This window comes from Flavobacterium ginsenosidimutans (assembly GCF_003254625.1).
GTDB classification, from domain to species: Bacteria; Bacteroidota; Bacteroidia; order Flavobacteriales; family Flavobacteriaceae; genus Flavobacterium; species Flavobacterium ginsenosidimutans.
The window spans coordinates 118,638-136,853 of record NZ_QJRJ01000070.1; the positions used below are offsets into that span (position 1 = coordinate 118,638).

Sequence of the window (18,216 nt, forward strand, 5' to 3'; positions counted from 1 at the left end):
TTCAAATTTTATCTATACTCCGTAATCTTTTATTCTAATTTATGAAATCTAAAATCATGTCGTTTGTGTTTGTTTTTTCCACTTTACAAGTAATAGCTCAAGAAAAGGAGCCAGGTGTAAAAACCTTTGTAAAAGCCGTGGTTGATAAATTCCCAAACACACGAACTTTTGATGTCCAATATGAAGCTTTAGGGCCATCAAATTACGATTCAAGATTGTTTGGAAATAAACTTGAAAAGGGAAGAATAGAAGAGCACAATCGTTTTAAAGCGGCTTTCAATTTGCCTTTTTATGCTACAGAATCAAAAAGATTAGTTTTGACGACTTCACTTCGCTATAAATATGAAAATTTTGGTTTTGGAGATATTTATAATTATCAAACCAATCAAACCTATACAAAAGAAAATCAGGAATTTCATTATTGGGCTGGAGCATTGACAGCAACTTATATGGCGACACTTTTTAAGAAACCTGTTATTTACAACGCCACCGCAACAATTGACGGAGACGAAGAAAAGCTGCAGCGTTTAAAAGGTTTTGCTTCGGCAGTTTTAGTCCTTAAAAGAACACCATCAACAACCATTACCGCTGGGGCTTTAGTATTGCTCGATCCATCTTCGATTGTGCCTGTTACGCCGCTTTTTTCTATAAACCATAAATTCAAACAATCGAAATGGGATATGGACTTTATTTTGCCTCAGCGTATATTGTTTAGAAGAGAATTATTAGAAAATGGAAGAATTTCCTTAGGTACGGAATTAAATACTGAAAGTTTTTACTTAAATTTAAACACCTCAAATTTAAAAGGCGTTTATGAGCTGAACCAGTTAGAATTAAAATCTGGAATTACTTATGAATACAGTTTTACTCCGAAACTAATTGCATTTGTAAAAGGCGGTTTTAACAACGTTGTGAGCGCCCGACTTACAGAAAAAGGAGAACGAACAAACCGATATGTTTACGATCAAAAAGAAGATACGCAAGGATATTTTAGGTTTGGAGTTTCATACAATCTTTTTAATCGAAAGTAATATGTACAAGTTAGAAGAATTAAAAGAAGCAGAGATGATTGTGGAAGTTTTTAAAACAAATGTTCAGAAAGAATCTGATAGAGATTATGTTGTTGCCGTTATACAAAATCAGTTTCCAGATTATAAAATTAATTTTGATTTGGAAGATTGCGACAAGATTTTAAGGGTAGAAGGAATTGATCTTCAGTGTGATAATATTATGGATTATGTTCGCTGTCTCGGATATACTTGTGTGAGATTAGAATAATTAACATTTTACTGTTTGAAATCAGGTAAAAATACGTAGCTGTATTTGGTTTATTTGTAAGTATTTTGCGTGATGTTTTAATTAAATTAAAAACCAAAATGATAGCTTTTATTCTTTCCATTTTTCTATTTCTTTTAGAACAGTTGGCATAGTCCGAACTGTTTAATTACTCATATTGTTATTGCTGCTTTTTCATTACGAAAAGGTTTATCCTTTTTTTGCATATTATTTTTCTAATTTTGTGCCCTATGAAAAAAGCATTCCAACTCTTCGATTTTAGCCAGAAAGTCAATTACAAAAATGAAATTTTAGCGGGATTAACTGTTGCAATGACGATGATTCCAGAATCTTTGTCTTTTGCAATTTTAGCTGGATTTCCACCACTAGTCGGATTATACGCAGCGTTTATTGCAGGTTTAGTAACAGCAATTTTTGGAGGAAGACCAGGAATGATTTCAGGTGGAGCGGGAGCAACCGTGATTGTTTTAATTGCTTTGATGAAATCGCACGGAATAGAATATGTCTTTGCTGCTGTTGCTCTTGGCGGTGTTGTTCAAATTTGTATCGGACTTTTTAAACTCGGAAAATTTATTCGATTGGTTCCACAACCCGTTATGTTTGGTTTCGTAAACGGATTAGCGGTTGTGATTTTTATGTCGCAATTGGAGCAGTTTAAAACAGTTATAGATGGTCAGGTTTCTTGGCTTCAAGGAACTCCCTTATATATTATGCTTGGTTTGGTCGCTTTGACCATTGCGATTGTTTTAATTTTTCCAAAGATTACAAAAGCTGTTCCAGCATCTTTGGTGGCGATTATGGTTGTTTTTGCAGTCGTAATTATTTTTAATATTGAAACCAAAACAGTAGAAGACATCGCATCGGTTCAAGGCGGATTTCCTCCATTTCATATTCCAAATATTCCGTTTTCTTTTGAAACTTTAAAAGTAATTTTTCCTTATTCTGTAATTGTCGCTGCTGTTGGTTTAACGGAAGGTTTGCTTACGCTAAATTTAGTAGACGAAATCACTGGCACAAGAGGAAATAGCAATAGAGAATGCATTGCGCAAGGAAGTTCAAATATTCTAAACGGTTTTTTCTACGGAATGGGAGGCTGCCCAATGATTGCGCAGACTTTAGTAAATCTTGGTGCAGGTTCAAGAGCTAGACTTTCTGGAATTATTGGTGCTTTGACTATTTTACTGATCATTCTTTTCGGAGCTCCTGTAATCGGTAAATTACCAATGGCAGCTTTGGTTGGCGTTATGATGATGGTTGCCATTACCACTTTTGAATGGGCAAGTTTCAGGATTATTAATAAAATGCCGAGACATGATATTTTTGTTGGAATTCTAGTGGCTTTAATCACAATTGTACTGCATAATCTGGCTTTGGCTGTTTTAATTGGAGTGATTATTTCGGCATTGGTTTTTGCTTGGGAAAGTGCCAAAAGAATCCGTGCTAGACATTATATCAACGAAAGCGGAGTAAAACATTATGAAATTTACGGACCTTTATTCTTTGGTTCAACCACTACTTTTTTAGAAAAATTTGATATTCAAAACGATCCAAACCATATTATAATTGATTTTAAAGAAAGTCGCGTTTCTGATATGTCGGCAATTGAAGCTTTAAATAATCTGACGAAAAAATACAATCAGTTAAATAAAACAGTGGAGTTACAGCATTTAAGTGCCGATTGCAGACAATTATTAAAAAATGCAGATGCGGTTATTAATGTAAATGTGATTGAAGATCCGACGTATAAGGTAGTGTCTTGATAATTGTTAATTGTAAATTATTAATTGTGAATTAATTCAAATCGATTTTCTGTAGAGACGCACTGCTGTGCGTCTGCGCAAAGTATCTCAAAAGTTAAACCCGACAGGTTTTTAAAACCTGTCGGGTTTGTTTTTGTTTATAGGTTTGTCAGACTGAGCGAAGTCGAAGCCCACGTGCCAATTGGAACGCCCTTCGACTTCGCTCAGGGTGACAATCATCATCAAATTTTCTAATTATCAAATTGCCACATTATCTAATTTATCGCAGCGCATCCTCAACATCACTCAATTTTCCATCAATTTCTCCAATTTGTAAACCTAAAATATGAGCGATTAAAGGATAAACAGAAACATTCTGAAACGTTTTTACTTTTTTATTGACTTTAAAAGCAGGACCTTTTGCATAAAAAATGGCGTGCATATCTTTTTCATTATTATCATAACCATGAGTTCCGCCGTTTATATGTGTGCTTTCTTTGCTTACTAAACTCCATCCTTTGTCGGCTTCAATAACAAAATCATGTACACGCGGATTTGTTCCGTAATGTAATCTTTTCGGAACTTCGGTTGATTTCCAGAATTTAATATGAGGGACTTTTTTCAAAGCATTGGCAATAGAATCTTGATAACCTGGTTTTGCCTGCAAACTCATAATCGGGTTAACAACATCTTTGTAACCCAGCCATTCTGGTTTTAAGTAATCTAGAACGGCTACTTTTCTATCATTACTGATATTGGCCATTCCGTGGTCAGAAACAATGATTAAATTAATTTGTTTTCCAATAGGCAATTGATCTAATCTTCTAGATATTTCGCCCATAATAGAATCCATTTTGATCACTGTTTTTTCAGTTTTTGGCGAATGCGGACCAAAATTATGACCCGTGTGATCTGGTTCGTCAAAATATAAAGTAACCAAATGAGGTCTTTGTTTTTCTGGAAGTTGCAGCCATTTCATAACCGTATCGATTCTAGCTCCGTACGGAACTTTACCATCATAATTTTTGAAATAACTAGGATTTCTTTTGTCAATATCAGAACCTGGCCAAAAGAAAGAAGCTGTTTTTACACCTTGCTGTTCGGCTAAATTCCAAATTGGATTTCCGCCATAAAAACGAGAATCATTTTTAGCATTACTTGACAATGAAAAAGACTGATTTAAAGAAGCATCGTAAAAAACGTTATTGATAATTCCGTGATGATCTGGATAAAGTCCCGTTACAATTGAATAATGATTCGGGAAGGTTTTACTCGGATAAGAAGGTTTCATTGATTTGGCATGAACGCCTTCTTTTTCAATCTGCTTTAAATTCGGAAGATTATACATTTTGCCGTAATCCCAGCGAAATCCATCCATCGAAATTAAAACAACATAATTGTCTTTGCTATTTTGGGCTTGTAAAAAAGTAGTAAGAAGTAAAAATGTAAAAGATAAAAAGTGAGTTGTGAATTTTCTCATTGTGCAATTTTAAATAGAACTGCAAAGGTAGAGATAACAGATTTTTTAAAGAAAAAGAGAATGTTAAATAAAAAAGATAGCCACGACCCGACTGAAGGGAATAGACGAAGTAATTCACGAATTATTTTTTTATAATCTTTATCTATATTTTTATTAACCACAGATTTGAAAAAATAATTCGTGAATTCGTGGCTATAAAAAAAGCGCCAGAAGTAAATCTAGCGCTTTTAAGTTTTAAGAAGAGAATAAATTACATCATTCCAGGCATTCCGCCACCCATTGGCATTCCGCCAGCGTTTTCTTCTTTAATATCAATTAATGCACATTCTGTAGTTAAGATCATTCCAGAAACAGATGCAGCATTTTCTAATGCAACACGAGTTACTTTTTTAGGATCAATAATTCCAGCTTTAAGCATATCTACGTATTCGTCAGTTTTTGCATTGTATCCAAAATCTCCTGAACCTTCAGCAACTTTAGCCACAACAACAGAACCTTCAAGACCAGCATTTTCAACGATAGTTCTTAATGGAGCTTCAACAGCGCGAGAAACGATTTGGATTCCAGTAGCCTCGTCAGCGTTATCTGCTTTTAAGTCAGCTAAAGCAAGTTTAGCTCTTAATAAAGCAACACCACCACCAGCAACGATTCCTTCTTCTACAGCAGCACGAGTTGCGTGTAAAGCGTCGTCTACTCTGTCTTTTTTCTCTTTCATTTCAACTTCAGAAGCTGCACCAACATAAAGAACTGCAACACCGCCAGCTAATTTAGCCAAACGCTCTTGTAATTTTTCTTTATCGTAATCAGATGTAGTAGTTTCCATCTGACCTTTAATTTGGTTTACACGATTTTTGATGATATCAGCCTCACCAGCACCGCTTACGATAGTTGTATTGTCTTTATCGATAGAAACTCTTTTTGCGTTTCCTAACATTTCGATAGTTGTATTTTCAAGAGTATATCCTCTTTCTTCAGAGATAACAGTACCTCCAGTTAAGATTGCGATATCTTCTAACATTGCTTTTCTTCTGTCTCCAAAACCTGGAGCTTTTACAGCAGCAATTTTAAGAGCGCCTCTTAATTTGTTTACTACTAATGTAGAAAGAGCTTCACCGTCAACATCTTCAGCGATAATCAATAATGGTTTTCCTGATTGAGCAACTGGCTCTAAAACCGGAAGTAATTCTTTTAAAGAAGATACTTTTTTGTCGTATAATAAAATGTAAGGAGAATCTAATTCAACTTCCATTTTCTCTGGATTTGTTACAAAGTAAGGAGAAAGGTATCCTCTGTCAAACTGCATTCCTTCAACAACGTCAACGAAAGTATCTGTTCCTTTAGCTTCTTCAACAGTAATTACACCTTCTTTTCCAACTTTAGCGAAAGCTGTAGCGATTAATTCACCAATAACTTCGTCATTGTTAGCAGAGATAGAAGCAATTTGTTTGATTTTGTCAGAATCACTTCCAACCACTTTAGCTTGTTTTGCTAAGTCAGCAACAATAGTTTCAACCGCTTTGTCGATACCACGTTTCAAGTCCATTGGATTTGCACCCGCAGCAACGTTTTTCAAACCTTCTTTTACGATAGCTTGTGCTAAAACTGTAGCAGTTGTAGTTCCGTCTCCAGCTAAATCATTGGTTTTAGAAGCAACTTCTTTAACCATTTGTGCGCCCATATTTTCTAATGGGTCTTTTAATTCGATTTCTTTTGCAACAGAAACACCATCTTTAGTAACAGTTGGCCCACCAAATGATTTTCCGATAATTACATTACGACCTTTTGGTCCAAGAGTTACTTTTACAGCATTTGCTAATGCATCAACACCACGTTTTAATCCGTCACGTGCTTCAATATCAAATTTTATATCTTTTGCCATTTTAATTTTTGTTTAAAGTTTGATTTGTTTCAAGTTATTGAAGTTCTTAATTCTTGATACTTCGTACTTAACACAATATTTTTTAGATAATCGCTAAAATATCATCCTCGCGCATGATTAGATAATCAGTGCCTTCCAGTTTTAACTCGGTTCCTGCATATTTACCATAAAGAACAGTATCTCCAACTTTTACAGTCATTGTGTGATCTTTAGTTCCGTTTCCTACTGCAACTACAGTTCCTTTTTGTGGTTTCTCTTTGGCAGTATCTGGAATAAAAATACCTGAGGCAGTTTTAGTTTCAGCTGCAACAGGCTCAATAAGTACGCGGTCTGAAAGCGGTTTAATGTTTAAAGCCATGATTTTATATTATTATAAGTTATACGTTTTTTTTCTGTTCTATAAACTTTCAGAAATTGTGCCATGCTAGTAAAACTGACATTATTTCTTAAAAAAAATGCCAGCTTTGACAGGCTGGCATTAGATTTTATATCGAGCTACTATTATTTTGCTGCAGGTGCTGGTGTAGCAGGAGCAGGAGTAGTTCCTTGTGCTGGAGCTGCTGGTGTATTTACAGGAGCTTCAGTTTTGTCAATGATTTTAGATTCTGTATCGCTTAAAGATCCAGAGAAGCTTAAGCTTGAAAGTAAAATTAACACAATTAAAACAGTAGCTAAAGTCCAAGTACTTTTATCTAAAAAGTCAGTTGTTTTTTGTACTCCACCTAACATCTGCGTTCCGCTGATAGTAGAAGACAATCCGCCTCCTTTAGGGTTTTGTACCATGATAACTACGATCAATAGAAAACAAACTATTGTAATTAAAACTAAAAAAATTGAAAATGTGCTCATTACTTAATTATTGTTATTGTTATTTTGTTGTAAAATCTTTATATCCGATATGCGGTCTGCAAAGAAAGTAATTTTTTCTGGATATTTCAAAATTAATATTTCATATGCCTGAATTGCCTTTGTATATTTCTTTTGTTCCAGATATACTCTGGCTAAAGTCTCGGTCATCAAATAAGAATTGTCCTCTATTGGGCTCTCAATTTGAACTGCTGGCGTGTTATTTCCAGGTTTTATTGGCGAGATTTTCGGATTGTTTTCGATAAATTTATCGATAATTTCAGCCTTCTTTTGCTTCTCTTCTATAGCTAACTGCTCTTCTTTTTCTATTTCAGCAGCAGTTTTTTCAATTTTTTCTTCTGAAGAAGCGTCATTCGAACGATCAATTGGTTCTGTTCTAGATAATTGTAGCCATTCTTGAAAGGAATGTTTTTCTCTAAGAGAAAAATCTAAAGGTTTTCCAATTTCTAAATGTTCCGCAGCGGTTTTTGCAGGTTCATTAAGTTCTTCCTCTTCGATTATTTCTTCAATCGGCTCTTCATTTTCTTCTTTGATTTCTCCTTTGATTTCTTCTTCTTCTTCTTCTTCTTTTTCCTCAGTTTTGATAACCTCTTGAATCTCTTCTTTTGGTTCTTCGGATTTTTTTGCTTCAGCTTCTTTGATAGAAGAAAGTATAGATCGTTCAACAGAATTCATTTTAAATTCTGGAATAATCATTTCTTCGATAACACTATCGTCTTCGTCTTCTTCAACCGAATTTAAAATTGGTTCTTCAATTATAAGTTCAGCTTCTGGTTCGTCAGCTTTTATTGGTTCTTCAGGAATTGCAGCTTCTGCTTCTTTAATTGAATTCAGAATAGAACGTTCGATTGCTGAATCAATTTTAGGTTCTTCCGTTTTTACAGGTTCTATAGCTTCTACAGATTCTAGTACTGAAGGAGTTTCAGAAACTTTTATAGAACTTAAAATAGAATTTTCAATGCGATCAATTTTAGGTTCTTCTGTTTCTGTTGGTTCAATAAACGAAACGGTTTCTGTTTCTTTTACAGAATCAATAATAGGTTGTTCAATTGGATCAATTTTCTTTTCCTCTTCAGCGATCGGTTTTTCATAAGTTACTGATTGAGCTTCTTTAAGAGTTGCAAAAATCGATTCGTCAATTATAGGAAGAGTTTTTGGTTCTTCAATTTTTACTGGTTCTTCAAAAACTACTGTCTGAGCTTTTTTCAATGCATTAAAAATCGATAGATCAATTTCTGGCATTTCTATTTCTTCAACCTTTACAGGTTCTGGTCTAGAAGGAGTTTCAGGCTCTTGAATAGAAACTGAAATTGATTCTTCAACTGCATCAGGTTTTACTTCAAGTGCTTTCTGAATTTGTTCGGTAGAAATTATCTCACTATCGAAAACAGTAATTTCAAGAAGATCTCTCAGTTTTTGTTCGTAGAAATCATTTTGGATAGAAGTAAACGTTTCCGAAGTAATGAAATCAAACAAAACTGAACGATCAGATGTATGTGCAGCAGCTACTTTCAACGCATAATTATACTTAAAACTGTTCTGATTATAAAGTCCTTTTAATCGTAATGCTCGCGCACTTTGAAAATATGGAAATTCATTCAAAACACTTCCTAATGCATCCGCCTGCTTTTCTGTAATAGCATCGGGTTTGTTCATTAAGTAGGTATAATCGGTAACGTTCATTTATTTTTTGTTTAATCGTTTATTTCGTTTAATCGCTTATTCGCTTTTTTTGTCTAACTGTTTAATCGATTAAACGGTTTTACGATTAAACGACTCAGCAAACAAATTACCATTTTGCCAATGATTCATTAAAGATATCCTGCGTAATTCTTTCAAAAATCGTTGTGATAGCTGTATTTAAAACTGATCCTGTCGGCAAAGATGTTCCGGCAAAGTCATAATAGAATTCAAAAGATTTTTCAAAATCGTCCGTTTCTTTCTTTTTATTCATAAATCGTACATTGACACGAATAGATAAACGGTTTTGAGCAGCCTGCTGATCTGCAGTTGCTGTCATTGGAGTAATTCTGTAATCTGTAATTTCTCCTTCGTAAACTAGATCTCCGCCATTACTTACTAAGTTTAGGTTGGTTTGATTCATAATCAAATCCTGCAAAGCCAAAGTAAAAGTTCGGTCAATACCTGGTTCAACTAAATCAGCATTATTCTGGAAGAAATTAACCTGAAAAGTCTTTGCATCAATTTGTCCAGTTCTTCCTGTAAAGTTGTAATATCCACAGCCACTCAACATTAAAAGACTTAAGAATGCGAAAAGAGAATATATTTTTTTCATAATGTTTGTTGGAAAAATTCCAATGGTTTTAAAATTCCAAATCTGGCCAAATATAATGATTGGAATTTGGAATTTAAAAATTGTAATTTAATTATTTTTATAAATTGAATTGTTTGATTTTTCGGTATAAAGTTCTTTCAGAAATACCTAATTCATCTGCAGCAGCTTTACGTTTCCCTTTGTTTTTTTCTAATGATTTTTTGATCATTTCGATTTCTTTTTGTTCCAAACGTAAAATTTCTTCTTCCTCAATAGTTTCGGCAAATAAATAATTATCGTCTTGCATTTGATAATTTTCTTCACGAACCGCGGGAGTTGTCATAACAGCTGTTCTTGGTTCTTCTTCAAAATCAATTTCGCTGTCGTTTTGCTGGTTTCCGTAAATTTTCTGAATCAAATTCGGATTAATATCTTGTACTTTAGAAGTGCCGTTTTTCATCAATTCCAAAGTCAGTTTTTTCAAATCGTTCAAATCGCTTTTCATATCAAAAAGGACTTTATATAATATGTCTCTTTCTGTACTGAAATCACTTTCTTTTTTACTGTCGCTAATTACAGAAGGTAAATTGCTTCCTTCTGCTGGCAAATAAGATTTTAAAGTTGCCAGAGTGATATCGCGATTGGTTTCTAAAACAGAAATCTGCTCGGCTACATTTCGAAGTTGACGAATATTTCCGCTCCATCTGAATTTCTGTAAAAGCTGTACTGCATCATCGTCCAGTCTTAAAGGTGGCATTTTATATTTATGAGCAAAATCGGCTACAAATTTTCTGAACAATAAATGAATATCATCATTTCTTTCTCGTAAAGGCGGTAAAGTAATTTCTACAGTACTTAAACGATAATACAAATCTTCACGGAATTTACCTTTTTCAATAGCATTAAATAAATTCACGTTTGTTGCTGCAACGATACGAACATTTGTTTTTTGAACCTGAGATGAACCTACTTTTATAAACTCACCATTTTCCAAAACACGAAGCAATCTTACTTGAGTTGTTAATGGTAATTCTCCAACTTCATCTAAGAAGATTGTTCCGCCGTCGGCCACTTCAAAATAACCTTCACGTGTACTTGTTGCACCTGTAAAAGCTCCTTTTTCGTGTCCAAAAAGTTCACTATCAATTGTTCCTTCCGGAATTGCACCGCAGTTTACGGCAATATATTTACCATGCTTTCTGTGCGAAAGCGAATGTATAATTCTAGGAATATTTTCTTTACCAACACCACTTTCCCCAGTTACCATAACCGAAATATCAGTTGGAGCAACCTGAATGGCTTTTTCAATGGCACGATTTAATTTCGGATCATTTCCAATAATCTCAAATCGTTGTTTTATTGCTTGAACTGTTTCCATATAGTTTTGTTTCAAGTTTTTGTTTGTTTCAGGTTTCAGGTTTTACAACTTTGACCTTAAACTTTAAAATTTGGCTTATAATTTTGTTTCAAGTTTGAAGTTACAGAAATAACCTGAAACTTGAAACTTCAAACAATTTTAATTCATTTCACTCAATCCAACCGCTTCGCCTTTTAAAGTTCCGCTGGTACAGCTTGTGATTTTTACGTTTACGAAATCTCCAATTTTGTAATTTTCTTTTGGAAAAACAACCGTAATACTTTGAGAGTTTCTTCCAGAGAATTCATCTTTTGATTTCTTAGAAACTTTCTCAACTAAAACTTCAACTGTTTTGCCAACAAATTCTTCACTTCTAAACCAAGCGTGTTTTTGCTGTAAATCGACAATTTCTTGTAATCTTCTTGCTTTGGTTTCTTCCTCGACATCATCTTTCATTTTTCTTCCAGCAAGAGTTCCAGGACGTTCAGAATACGAATACATATAACCGAAATTATATTTTACGTATTCCATTAAACTCATTGTGTCTTGATGATCTTCTTCCGTTTCTGTTGGGAAACCAGCAATCATATCTTGCGAAATTGAAGCATCTGGAACAATCGCTCTAATTTTATCAATCAAAGCCATGTATTCTTCGCGAGTGTGCAGACGATTCATTTCTTTTAAAATTCTGTTACTTCCAGATTGAACCGGCAAGTGAATGTGTTTACAGATATTTGGATATTTTGCTATAACATGCAAAATACTTTCGTGCATATCCTGCGGATTTGAAGTCGAAAAACGAATACGCATTTTAGGAAAACCAATCGCAACCATTTCAAGCAATTGATCAAAATCAACGGCAGTTGCTTTTTGCATTTCAGAAGCGTTTACAAAATCTTTTTTCAAACCGCCTCCGTACCAAAGGTAACTGTCAACATTTTGCCCAAGAAGTGTAATTTCTTTAAAACCTTTGCTCCATAAATCCTGAATTTCAGCCATGATACTTTGAGGTTCACGACTTCTTTCACGACCGCGTGTAAAAGGAACAACGCAAAATGTACACATATTATCGCAGCCACGAGTAATCGAAACCAAAGCTGTGATTCCATTACTCATTAAACGAACAGGCGAAATATCTCCGTAAGTTTCCTCTTTTGATAAAATTACATTAATAGCATCACGTCCTTCTTCAACTTCAGCTAATAAATTCGGAAGATCTTTATAAGCATCTGGACCAACAACCAAGTCAACGATTTTTTCTTCTTCTAAAAATTGACTTTTCAAACGTTCGGCCATACAGCCTAAAACACCCACTTTCATTTTTGGGTTCGTACGTTTTACGGCATTGTATTTTTCAAGACGTTTACGAATTGTTTGTTCCGCTTTGTCACGAATCGAGCAAGTGTTTACCAAAACCAAATCGGCTTCTTCTAAAACCGAAGTAGTATTGTAACCACCGTCAGATAAAATGGAAGCTACGACTTCACTGTCCGAAAAGTTCATCGCACAACCGTAACTTTCTATAAATAGTTTTTTAGTATTCTCAGGTTTATTTTCTAAAACAAGACTTTCGCCCTGTTTGCTTTCTTCAATAATCTTTTCCATTGTAAAAATTCAAAGTGCAAAGATAGCGTAATTGAATCTATTATGACAAGATGGCAGAAAAGAATTTTAGATTTCTGATTTTAGATTTTAGATTGTAAATAGAATATACAAGTTGTACGTCTTATATCCTTAAATAAAGATTCGCAGTTAGTTTTATAATCTAAAATCTAAACTCTGAAATCTAAAATAAAGGAATTTCTCTGTCAGAAATCATTAAAAGTTATACCTATATATATTATAGAGAATATTACAGATAAATCTGCAATTTTAAGTTTCATAATATCAAAATACTTCAAAAATGCATTCGTAAGGTTAATATTTAAAAAAAATAAATACTTTTGTTGCAGAAAAATAGAGCAATGGCAAAGAATTTAGTAATAGTGGAGTCACCTGCAAAGGCGAAAACGATCGAGAAATTCCTCGGGAGTGATTTTCAGGTGGAGTCGAGTTATGGTCACATAGCCGACTTACCATCAAAGGAAATAGGGGTAGATGTAGAGAATGGTTTTAAACCTAAATATGAAGTTTCCCCGGATAAAAAAGCCTTGGTAACGAAACTAAAATCACTTTCTAAGAATGCCGAAACGGTTTGGTTAGCAAGCGATGAGGACCGCGAGGGAGAAGCTATTTCATGGCACTTGGCGGAAGAATTAAAACTAGATAGAAAAAAGACCAAAAGAATTGTTTTTCACGAAATTACAAAGTCTGCTATTCTAAAAGCAATCGATAATCCAAGAGAAATTGATTATAATTTAGTTAATGCACAGCAGGCGAGAAGAGTATTAGACCGTTTAGTAGGTTACGAATTGTCTCCAGTTTTATGGAGAAAAATCAAAGGCGGACTTTCTGCTGGTCGTGTACAATCGGTTTCTGTTCGTTTAATTGTAGAGAGAGAACGTGAAATTCAAAGTTTTAATGCAGTTGCAACTTATTCTATTGTTGCAGAATTTGTAAATGAAGCTGGAAAAGTTTTCAAAGCAAAACTGCCTAAAAACTTCAATACTAAAAAAGAAGCCGAAGATTTCTTAAATCAAAATATCGGTTCTAAATATAAGGTAGCAGATTTAGAAACTAAACCTACCAAAAAATCGCCAACATCACCTTTTACAACTTCTACGTTGCAACAAGAGGCGGCAAGAAAATTATACTTGCCAGTTGGAATCACGATGCAGTTAGCACAGCGTTTATACGAAGCAGGACTTATTACTTATATGAGAACTGATTCTGTGAATCTTTCTAAAGAAGCAATGCATGCTGCAGAAGCAGAAATTATCAAATCTTACGGAAAAGAATATTCAAAACCTCGTGTTTTTGCTAATAAAAACAAAGGAGCTCAAGAAGCGCACGAAGCAATTCGTCCAACAGATATGTCGCGTCATACCGTGAATATCGACCGTGATCAAGCTCGTTTATACGATTTAATCTGGAAAAGAACTTTAGCTTCGCAAATGAGCGACGCACAGCTTGAAAGAACAAACGTAAAAATCGAAGCAGATAATCATAGCGAAGTTTTTACAGCTTCTGGTGAAGTTTTACTTTTTGAAGGTTTCTTAAAAGTGTATTTGGAAGGTCATGATGACGATGAAGAAGAACAAGAGGGAATGCTTCCTGCATTAAAAGTTAACGAAAAATTATCTAGTAACTATATTACGGCTACTGAAAGATATTCAAGACCGCCTGCACGTTATACGGAGGCATCTTTGGTTAAAAAACTGGAAGAACTTGGAATTGGGCGTCCTTCTACTTATGCGCCAACTATTTCAACAATTATCAATAGAAATTATGTTGAAAAAGGAACGCTTGAAGGTGTAGAACGTAATTATACACAACTTACTTTACAGAATAATAAAGTAGGAGAAAAACTTCTAAAAGAAAATACAGGTTCTGATAAAGGAAAATTAGTTCCTACAGATATTGGAACTATTGTTACTGATTTCTTGGTGAAGAATTTCGGAAACATTTTAGATTATAATTTCACTGCAAAAGTAGAGCAAGACTTTGACGAAATTGCCGAAGGAAATATCGACTGGGCAATAATGATGCAAGATTTCTACAATCAATTTCATCCAAATGTAAAAGAGGTTGAGGCAAATGCTGAACGCGAAAGTGGGGAAAGAATTTTAGGAAAAGACGCAGACGGAAGACAAGTTTCTGTTCGTTTAGGAAAATTTGGGCCAATGGCACAGATTGGAGAAGCAGATGATGAGGATAAAAAGTTTGCCAGCTTAATGGCGGACCAAAATATAGGAAACATTACACTTGAAGAAGCTTTAAATTTATTTTTACTTCCTAAAAGTTTAGGTGAATATAAAGGAGAAGAAGTTGAAGTAAACAACGGTCGTTATGGCCCTTATGTTCGTCACGGAAGCGTTTTTATTTCATTGCCAAGAGGAGAAGATCCGCTGAATGTTTCTAAAGAAAGAGCTCAGGAATTAATTGACGAAAAAGCACTTGCTGATGCGCCAATTGCAGTTTATAAAGGTGAAGGCGTTCAAAAAGGTGTGGGACGTTTTGGACCATTCATCAAATGGAACGGACTTTTTGTGAATGTGAGTAAAAAATACAATTTCGACAATTTATCACAAGCGGATGTTGAAGAATTGATTGAAGACAAACTTCAGAAAAACATCGATAAAGTTATTCATAACTGGGAAGAAGAAGGAATTGTAGTAGAAAAAGCTCGTTGGGGACGTTCTGTAATTCTAAAAGGTAAAATCAAAATTGAATTGAGTAAAGATGTTGATGCTACAAAATTGACATTAAGTCAAGTTCAAGAAATGATTGAGGCAAAAACACCTGCAAAGAAAACTGCAGCAAAAAAGACAACGACAACAAAAAAAGCTCCAGCTAAAAAAACGGCTGCTAAAAAGAAATAAATATAGATGGGATTTGATTTTCTAGAACCAGTTAACGATACAATTGTGAAATTTGTCAGTTCGCTGTCTTCGCAAGAACTTGGAAGCAAAGTTGTCTTTCATACACAAGATCAGTTTCCTGATATTGAGCAAATTAATATCGCTATAATTGGTGTTTTAGAAGATCGTACAAACATCAATATGATTAATGAAGTTAATCTTACTGCTGTTCGTAAAAAACTATATAGCATGTTTCCTGGCAACTGGGATGCTTCAATTGCAGACTTAGGAGATATACTTGCTGGAGATTCTGTAGAAGATACTTATTTTGCATTAAAGAAAGTTACGGCTGCATTAATCAAGAATAAAATCATTCCTATAGTCCTAGGGGGTTCACAGGATTTGACTTATGCTTTATATCGTGCTTATGATGATTTAGAGCAAATGGTAAATCTAGTTGCTGTTGATAATAAATTTGATTTTGGAAAAGAAAATGAGTCAGTTTCTGCCAATTCTTACTTGACAAAAATCATTATCGACGAACCAAACAATCTTTTTAATTACTGTAATATAGGATATCAAACCTATTATAATTCACAGGAAGAAATCGATTTGATCGAAAAACTGTTTTTTGATGCTTATCGTTTGGGAGAAATTTCAAATAAAATTACTTTAGCCGAGCCTGTTTTTAGAGATGCAGATTTAGTGAGTATTGATTTAAACTCGGTAAAATCTTCGGCTTCAGGAAATACAGTTACGTTTGAACCTAACGGATTTAATGGAAAAGAGATTTGCGCTTTAGCAAGATATGCCGGAATTAGTGATAAAGTTTCTGCTTTTGGAGTGTTTAATCACAACAGTACAATGGCTGAGTCAGTTATTATTTCTCAGATTGTATGGTATTTTATAGAAGGCTATCATTATCGTTCGAAAGAATATCCATTTGGAAGTCGAGCAAATTATTTAAAGTATATAGTTCCGCTGGATGAAGAGGAATTAATATTTTATAAAAGTGATAAAACAGATCGCTGGTGGATCGAAATTCCATTTGAATCAAACGGCAGCAATAAATTAAAAAGAAATACGTTATTACCCTGTTCGTACGACGAATATTTGTCGGCTTGCAATCAAGAATTGCCAGAAAGATGGTGGAAAGCGCAAAGAAAAAATTCTTTGTAAGATAAAAAGATAAGTGAAATCTTAACTTTTTAAAATTTGCAAAAAAAGGTTAAAATAGTTTAGTAGGAAAAAGAATATAAAATATAAAAATTAACGTCCTACATCGATTTTTTAAAACAGTTTATCGATGAAATATTTTTTTTTTATTTTATTTAACATTATTTTTGAACGGTAAAATAAATTCGCAAGTAGTATTGTTTTTTAGATAAATAATAAATACGTTTACGGACTTTTAATAATGAATAGATAATCCCAAATTTATATGAAGAAGTTTATTGCATTTGCAGCAATGTTAACACTAGTAATCGGCTGTGGTAAGTCTGGTGACAAAGGTGAATTAGTCGGTGTTACAGGAGGGAAATGGCATCCTGAGAAGCCTTATGGAATGACATTAGTTCCGGGTGGATCTTTTATTATGGGTAAATCAGATGCTGATTTAGCTAACGTAGAAGATGCTCCAACTAAAACTGTAACAGTTCGTTCATTTTACATGGATGAAACTGAGATTACAAATAGTGAGTATCGTCAATTTGTGGAGTGGGTAAAAGACTCTACAATGAGAGTTCGTTTAGCAATTTTAGCTGACGAAACAGGGCAAAAAGCTACTGATGGAAAAGGTAAAAAAGGCGGAAGCATTGCTGACTACGCTTTTAATGATTCTGATCCAGAAAAAATGACAGCTTATGATAAATATATGTACGACAACTATTATAGTGTTGGTACAAAAGATGATCCATATGCTGGAAGAAAACTAAACAGAAAAGTTAAGTTAATTAAAGATACAAAAGCATATCCAGATGAGTATTACGCTGAAGTAATGGATTCTATGTATTTGCCAATTGAAGAATCATACAATGGTTTAAGAACAATTGATGTAAATAAATTGAAATTCCGTTATTCTTGGATGGATATTCAAGCTGCTGCAAAAGCAAAAGTTGGAAAAAGAAGTGACTTCGTAAAAACTGAGCAGGTAAACGTTTATCCTGATACTGCAGTTTGGATTAAAGATTTCGCTTATTCATATAATGAGCCAATGCACAATGATTATTTCTGGCACAAGGCTTATGGAGATTATCCAGTAGTTGGTGTAACTTGGAAACAAGCTAAAGCATTCTGTGCTTGGAGAACTTTAAACAAAAACAGTTATATTAAATCTAAGAAAAAAGGACGTGATCTTGTAAACTCTTTCAGATTACCAACTGAGGCAGAGTGGGAGTACGCTGCTAGAGGAGGTCTGGAGTCTGCTACTTACCCTTGGGGAGGTCCTTATACTAAGAGTGATAGAGGTTGTTTCTTAGCAAACTTTAAACCAAGTAGAGGAGATTATGCTGCTGACGAAGCTTTATATACAGTTGAAGCAAAATCATATGACGTAAATGGTTACGGATTATACAACATGGCAGGAAACGTTTCAGAGTGGACAGATTCAGCTTACAATCCAAATGCTTACGAATATGTATCAACAATGAATCCAAACGTAATTGATGGTAAAAATCAAAGAAAAGTTGTTCGTGGAGGTTCTTGGAAAGACGTTGCTTATTTCCTACAGGTAAGTACTCGTGACCACGAATATGCTGATTCAGCTAGAAGTTACATCGGATTCAGAACTGTACAAGATTACATGGGAACGCAAGTTACCGGAAACAGAAAAAAGTAATTTATAATTTTATCAATATCCAACAAA

14 protein-coding genes are annotated in these 18,216 nt (G+C 34.2%); 6 read left to right on the plus strand and 8 right to left on the minus strand.

The window, feature by feature from the left end; all coding sequences use genetic code 11:
• The first annotated feature begins 41 nt into the window (after positions 1-41).
• The 3 genes from DM444_RS05375 to DM444_RS05385 all read left to right on the plus strand — a co-directional run bounded on the left by DM444_RS05375 (position 42) and on the right by DM444_RS05385 (position 3,056).
• Entirely contained in the window at positions 42-1,031 is a 990-nt protein-coding gene (locus DM444_RS05375) for a DUF6268 family outer membrane beta-barrel protein (protein WP_111284736.1), read from the plus strand.
• A gap of 1 nt (position 1,032) precedes the next feature.
• Entirely contained in the window at positions 1,033-1,278 is a 246-nt protein-coding gene (locus DM444_RS05380) for a hypothetical protein (RefSeq protein WP_239455594.1), read from the plus strand.
• Positions 1,279-1,526: 248 nt separating this feature from the next.
• Positions 1,527-3,056, plus strand: a complete 1,530-nt coding sequence (locus tag DM444_RS05385) for a SulP family inorganic anion transporter (RefSeq protein WP_111284738.1) — start codon at positions 1,527-1,529, stop codon at positions 3,054-3,056.
• A 259-nt stretch (positions 3,057-3,315) separates the two neighbouring features.
• Here DM444_RS05385 and DM444_RS05390 read toward each other — a convergent pair whose 3' ends face one another.
• From DM444_RS05390 to miaB, 8 genes are all read right to left on the minus strand, one after another.
• Entirely contained in the window at positions 3,316-4,515 is a 1,200-nt protein-coding gene (locus tag DM444_RS05390; protein WP_111284743.1) for an alkaline phosphatase family protein, read from the minus strand.
• 250 nt (positions 4,516-4,765) lie between these two features.
• Positions 4,766-6,394 carry a chaperonin GroEL gene (groL, locus tag DM444_RS05395; RefSeq protein WP_111284745.1) on the minus strand — a complete coding sequence of 543 codons (1,629 nt, stop codon included), beginning with the start codon at positions 6,392-6,394 and terminating at the stop codon, positions 4,766-4,768.
• An 82-nt stretch (positions 6,395-6,476) separates the two neighbouring features.
• Positions 6,477-6,752: a co-chaperone GroES gene (locus DM444_RS05400; protein ID WP_008467105.1), complete on the minus strand. Its 276-nt coding sequence runs from the start codon at positions 6,750-6,752 to the stop codon at positions 6,477-6,479.
• A gap of 143 nt (positions 6,753-6,895) precedes the next feature.
• Complete coding sequence (secG, locus tag DM444_RS05405) at positions 6,896-7,243, minus strand: preprotein translocase subunit SecG (RefSeq protein WP_111284746.1); 348 nt, start codon at positions 7,241-7,243, stop codon at positions 6,896-6,898.
• A 3-nt stretch (positions 7,244-7,246) separates the two neighbouring features.
• Positions 7,247-8,944 (minus strand): tetratricopeptide repeat protein, encoded by a 1,698-nt coding sequence (locus tag DM444_RS23580; RefSeq protein ID WP_162614922.1) that lies wholly within the window; start codon positions 8,942-8,944, stop codon positions 7,247-7,249.
• A gap of 106 nt (positions 8,945-9,050) precedes the next feature.
• Positions 9,051-9,557 (minus strand): LptE family protein, encoded by a 507-nt coding sequence (locus DM444_RS05415; protein WP_111284748.1) that lies wholly within the window; start codon positions 9,555-9,557, stop codon positions 9,051-9,053.
• Between the two features lie 97 nt (positions 9,558-9,654).
• Positions 9,655-10,914, minus strand: a complete 1,260-nt coding sequence (locus DM444_RS05420; RefSeq protein WP_111284750.1) for a sigma-54 interaction domain-containing protein — start codon at positions 10,912-10,914, stop codon at positions 9,655-9,657.
• Positions 10,915-11,052: 138 nt separating this feature from the next.
• The gene (gene miaB / locus DM444_RS05425; RefSeq protein ID WP_111284752.1) at positions 11,053-12,498 is read right to left on the minus strand and encodes a tRNA (N6-isopentenyl adenosine(37)-C2)-methylthiotransferase MiaB; all 1,446 of its coding nucleotides are present in this window, start codon (positions 12,496-12,498) and stop codon (positions 11,053-11,055) included.
• Between the two features lie 359 nt (positions 12,499-12,857).
• Here miaB and topA point away from each other — a divergent pair, with 359 nt between their 5' ends.
• From topA to porK, 3 genes are all read left to right on the plus strand, one after another.
• Positions 12,858-15,374 (plus strand): type I DNA topoisomerase, encoded by a 2,517-nt coding sequence (gene topA, locus DM444_RS05430; RefSeq protein WP_111284754.1) that lies wholly within the window; start codon positions 12,858-12,860, stop codon positions 15,372-15,374.
• A gap of 6 nt (positions 15,375-15,380) precedes the next feature.
• Complete coding sequence (locus DM444_RS05435) at positions 15,381-16,532, plus strand: formimidoylglutamase (RefSeq protein WP_111284756.1); 1,152 nt, start codon at positions 15,381-15,383, stop codon at positions 16,530-16,532.
• Positions 16,533-16,794: 262 nt separating this feature from the next.
• Positions 16,795-18,189 carry a T9SS ring complex lipoprotein PorK/GldK gene (porK, locus tag DM444_RS05440; protein ID WP_095928630.1) on the plus strand — a complete coding sequence of 465 codons (1,395 nt, stop codon included), beginning with the start codon at positions 16,795-16,797 and terminating at the stop codon, positions 18,187-18,189.
• The last annotated feature ends 27 nt before the right edge of the window (positions 18,190-18,216 follow it).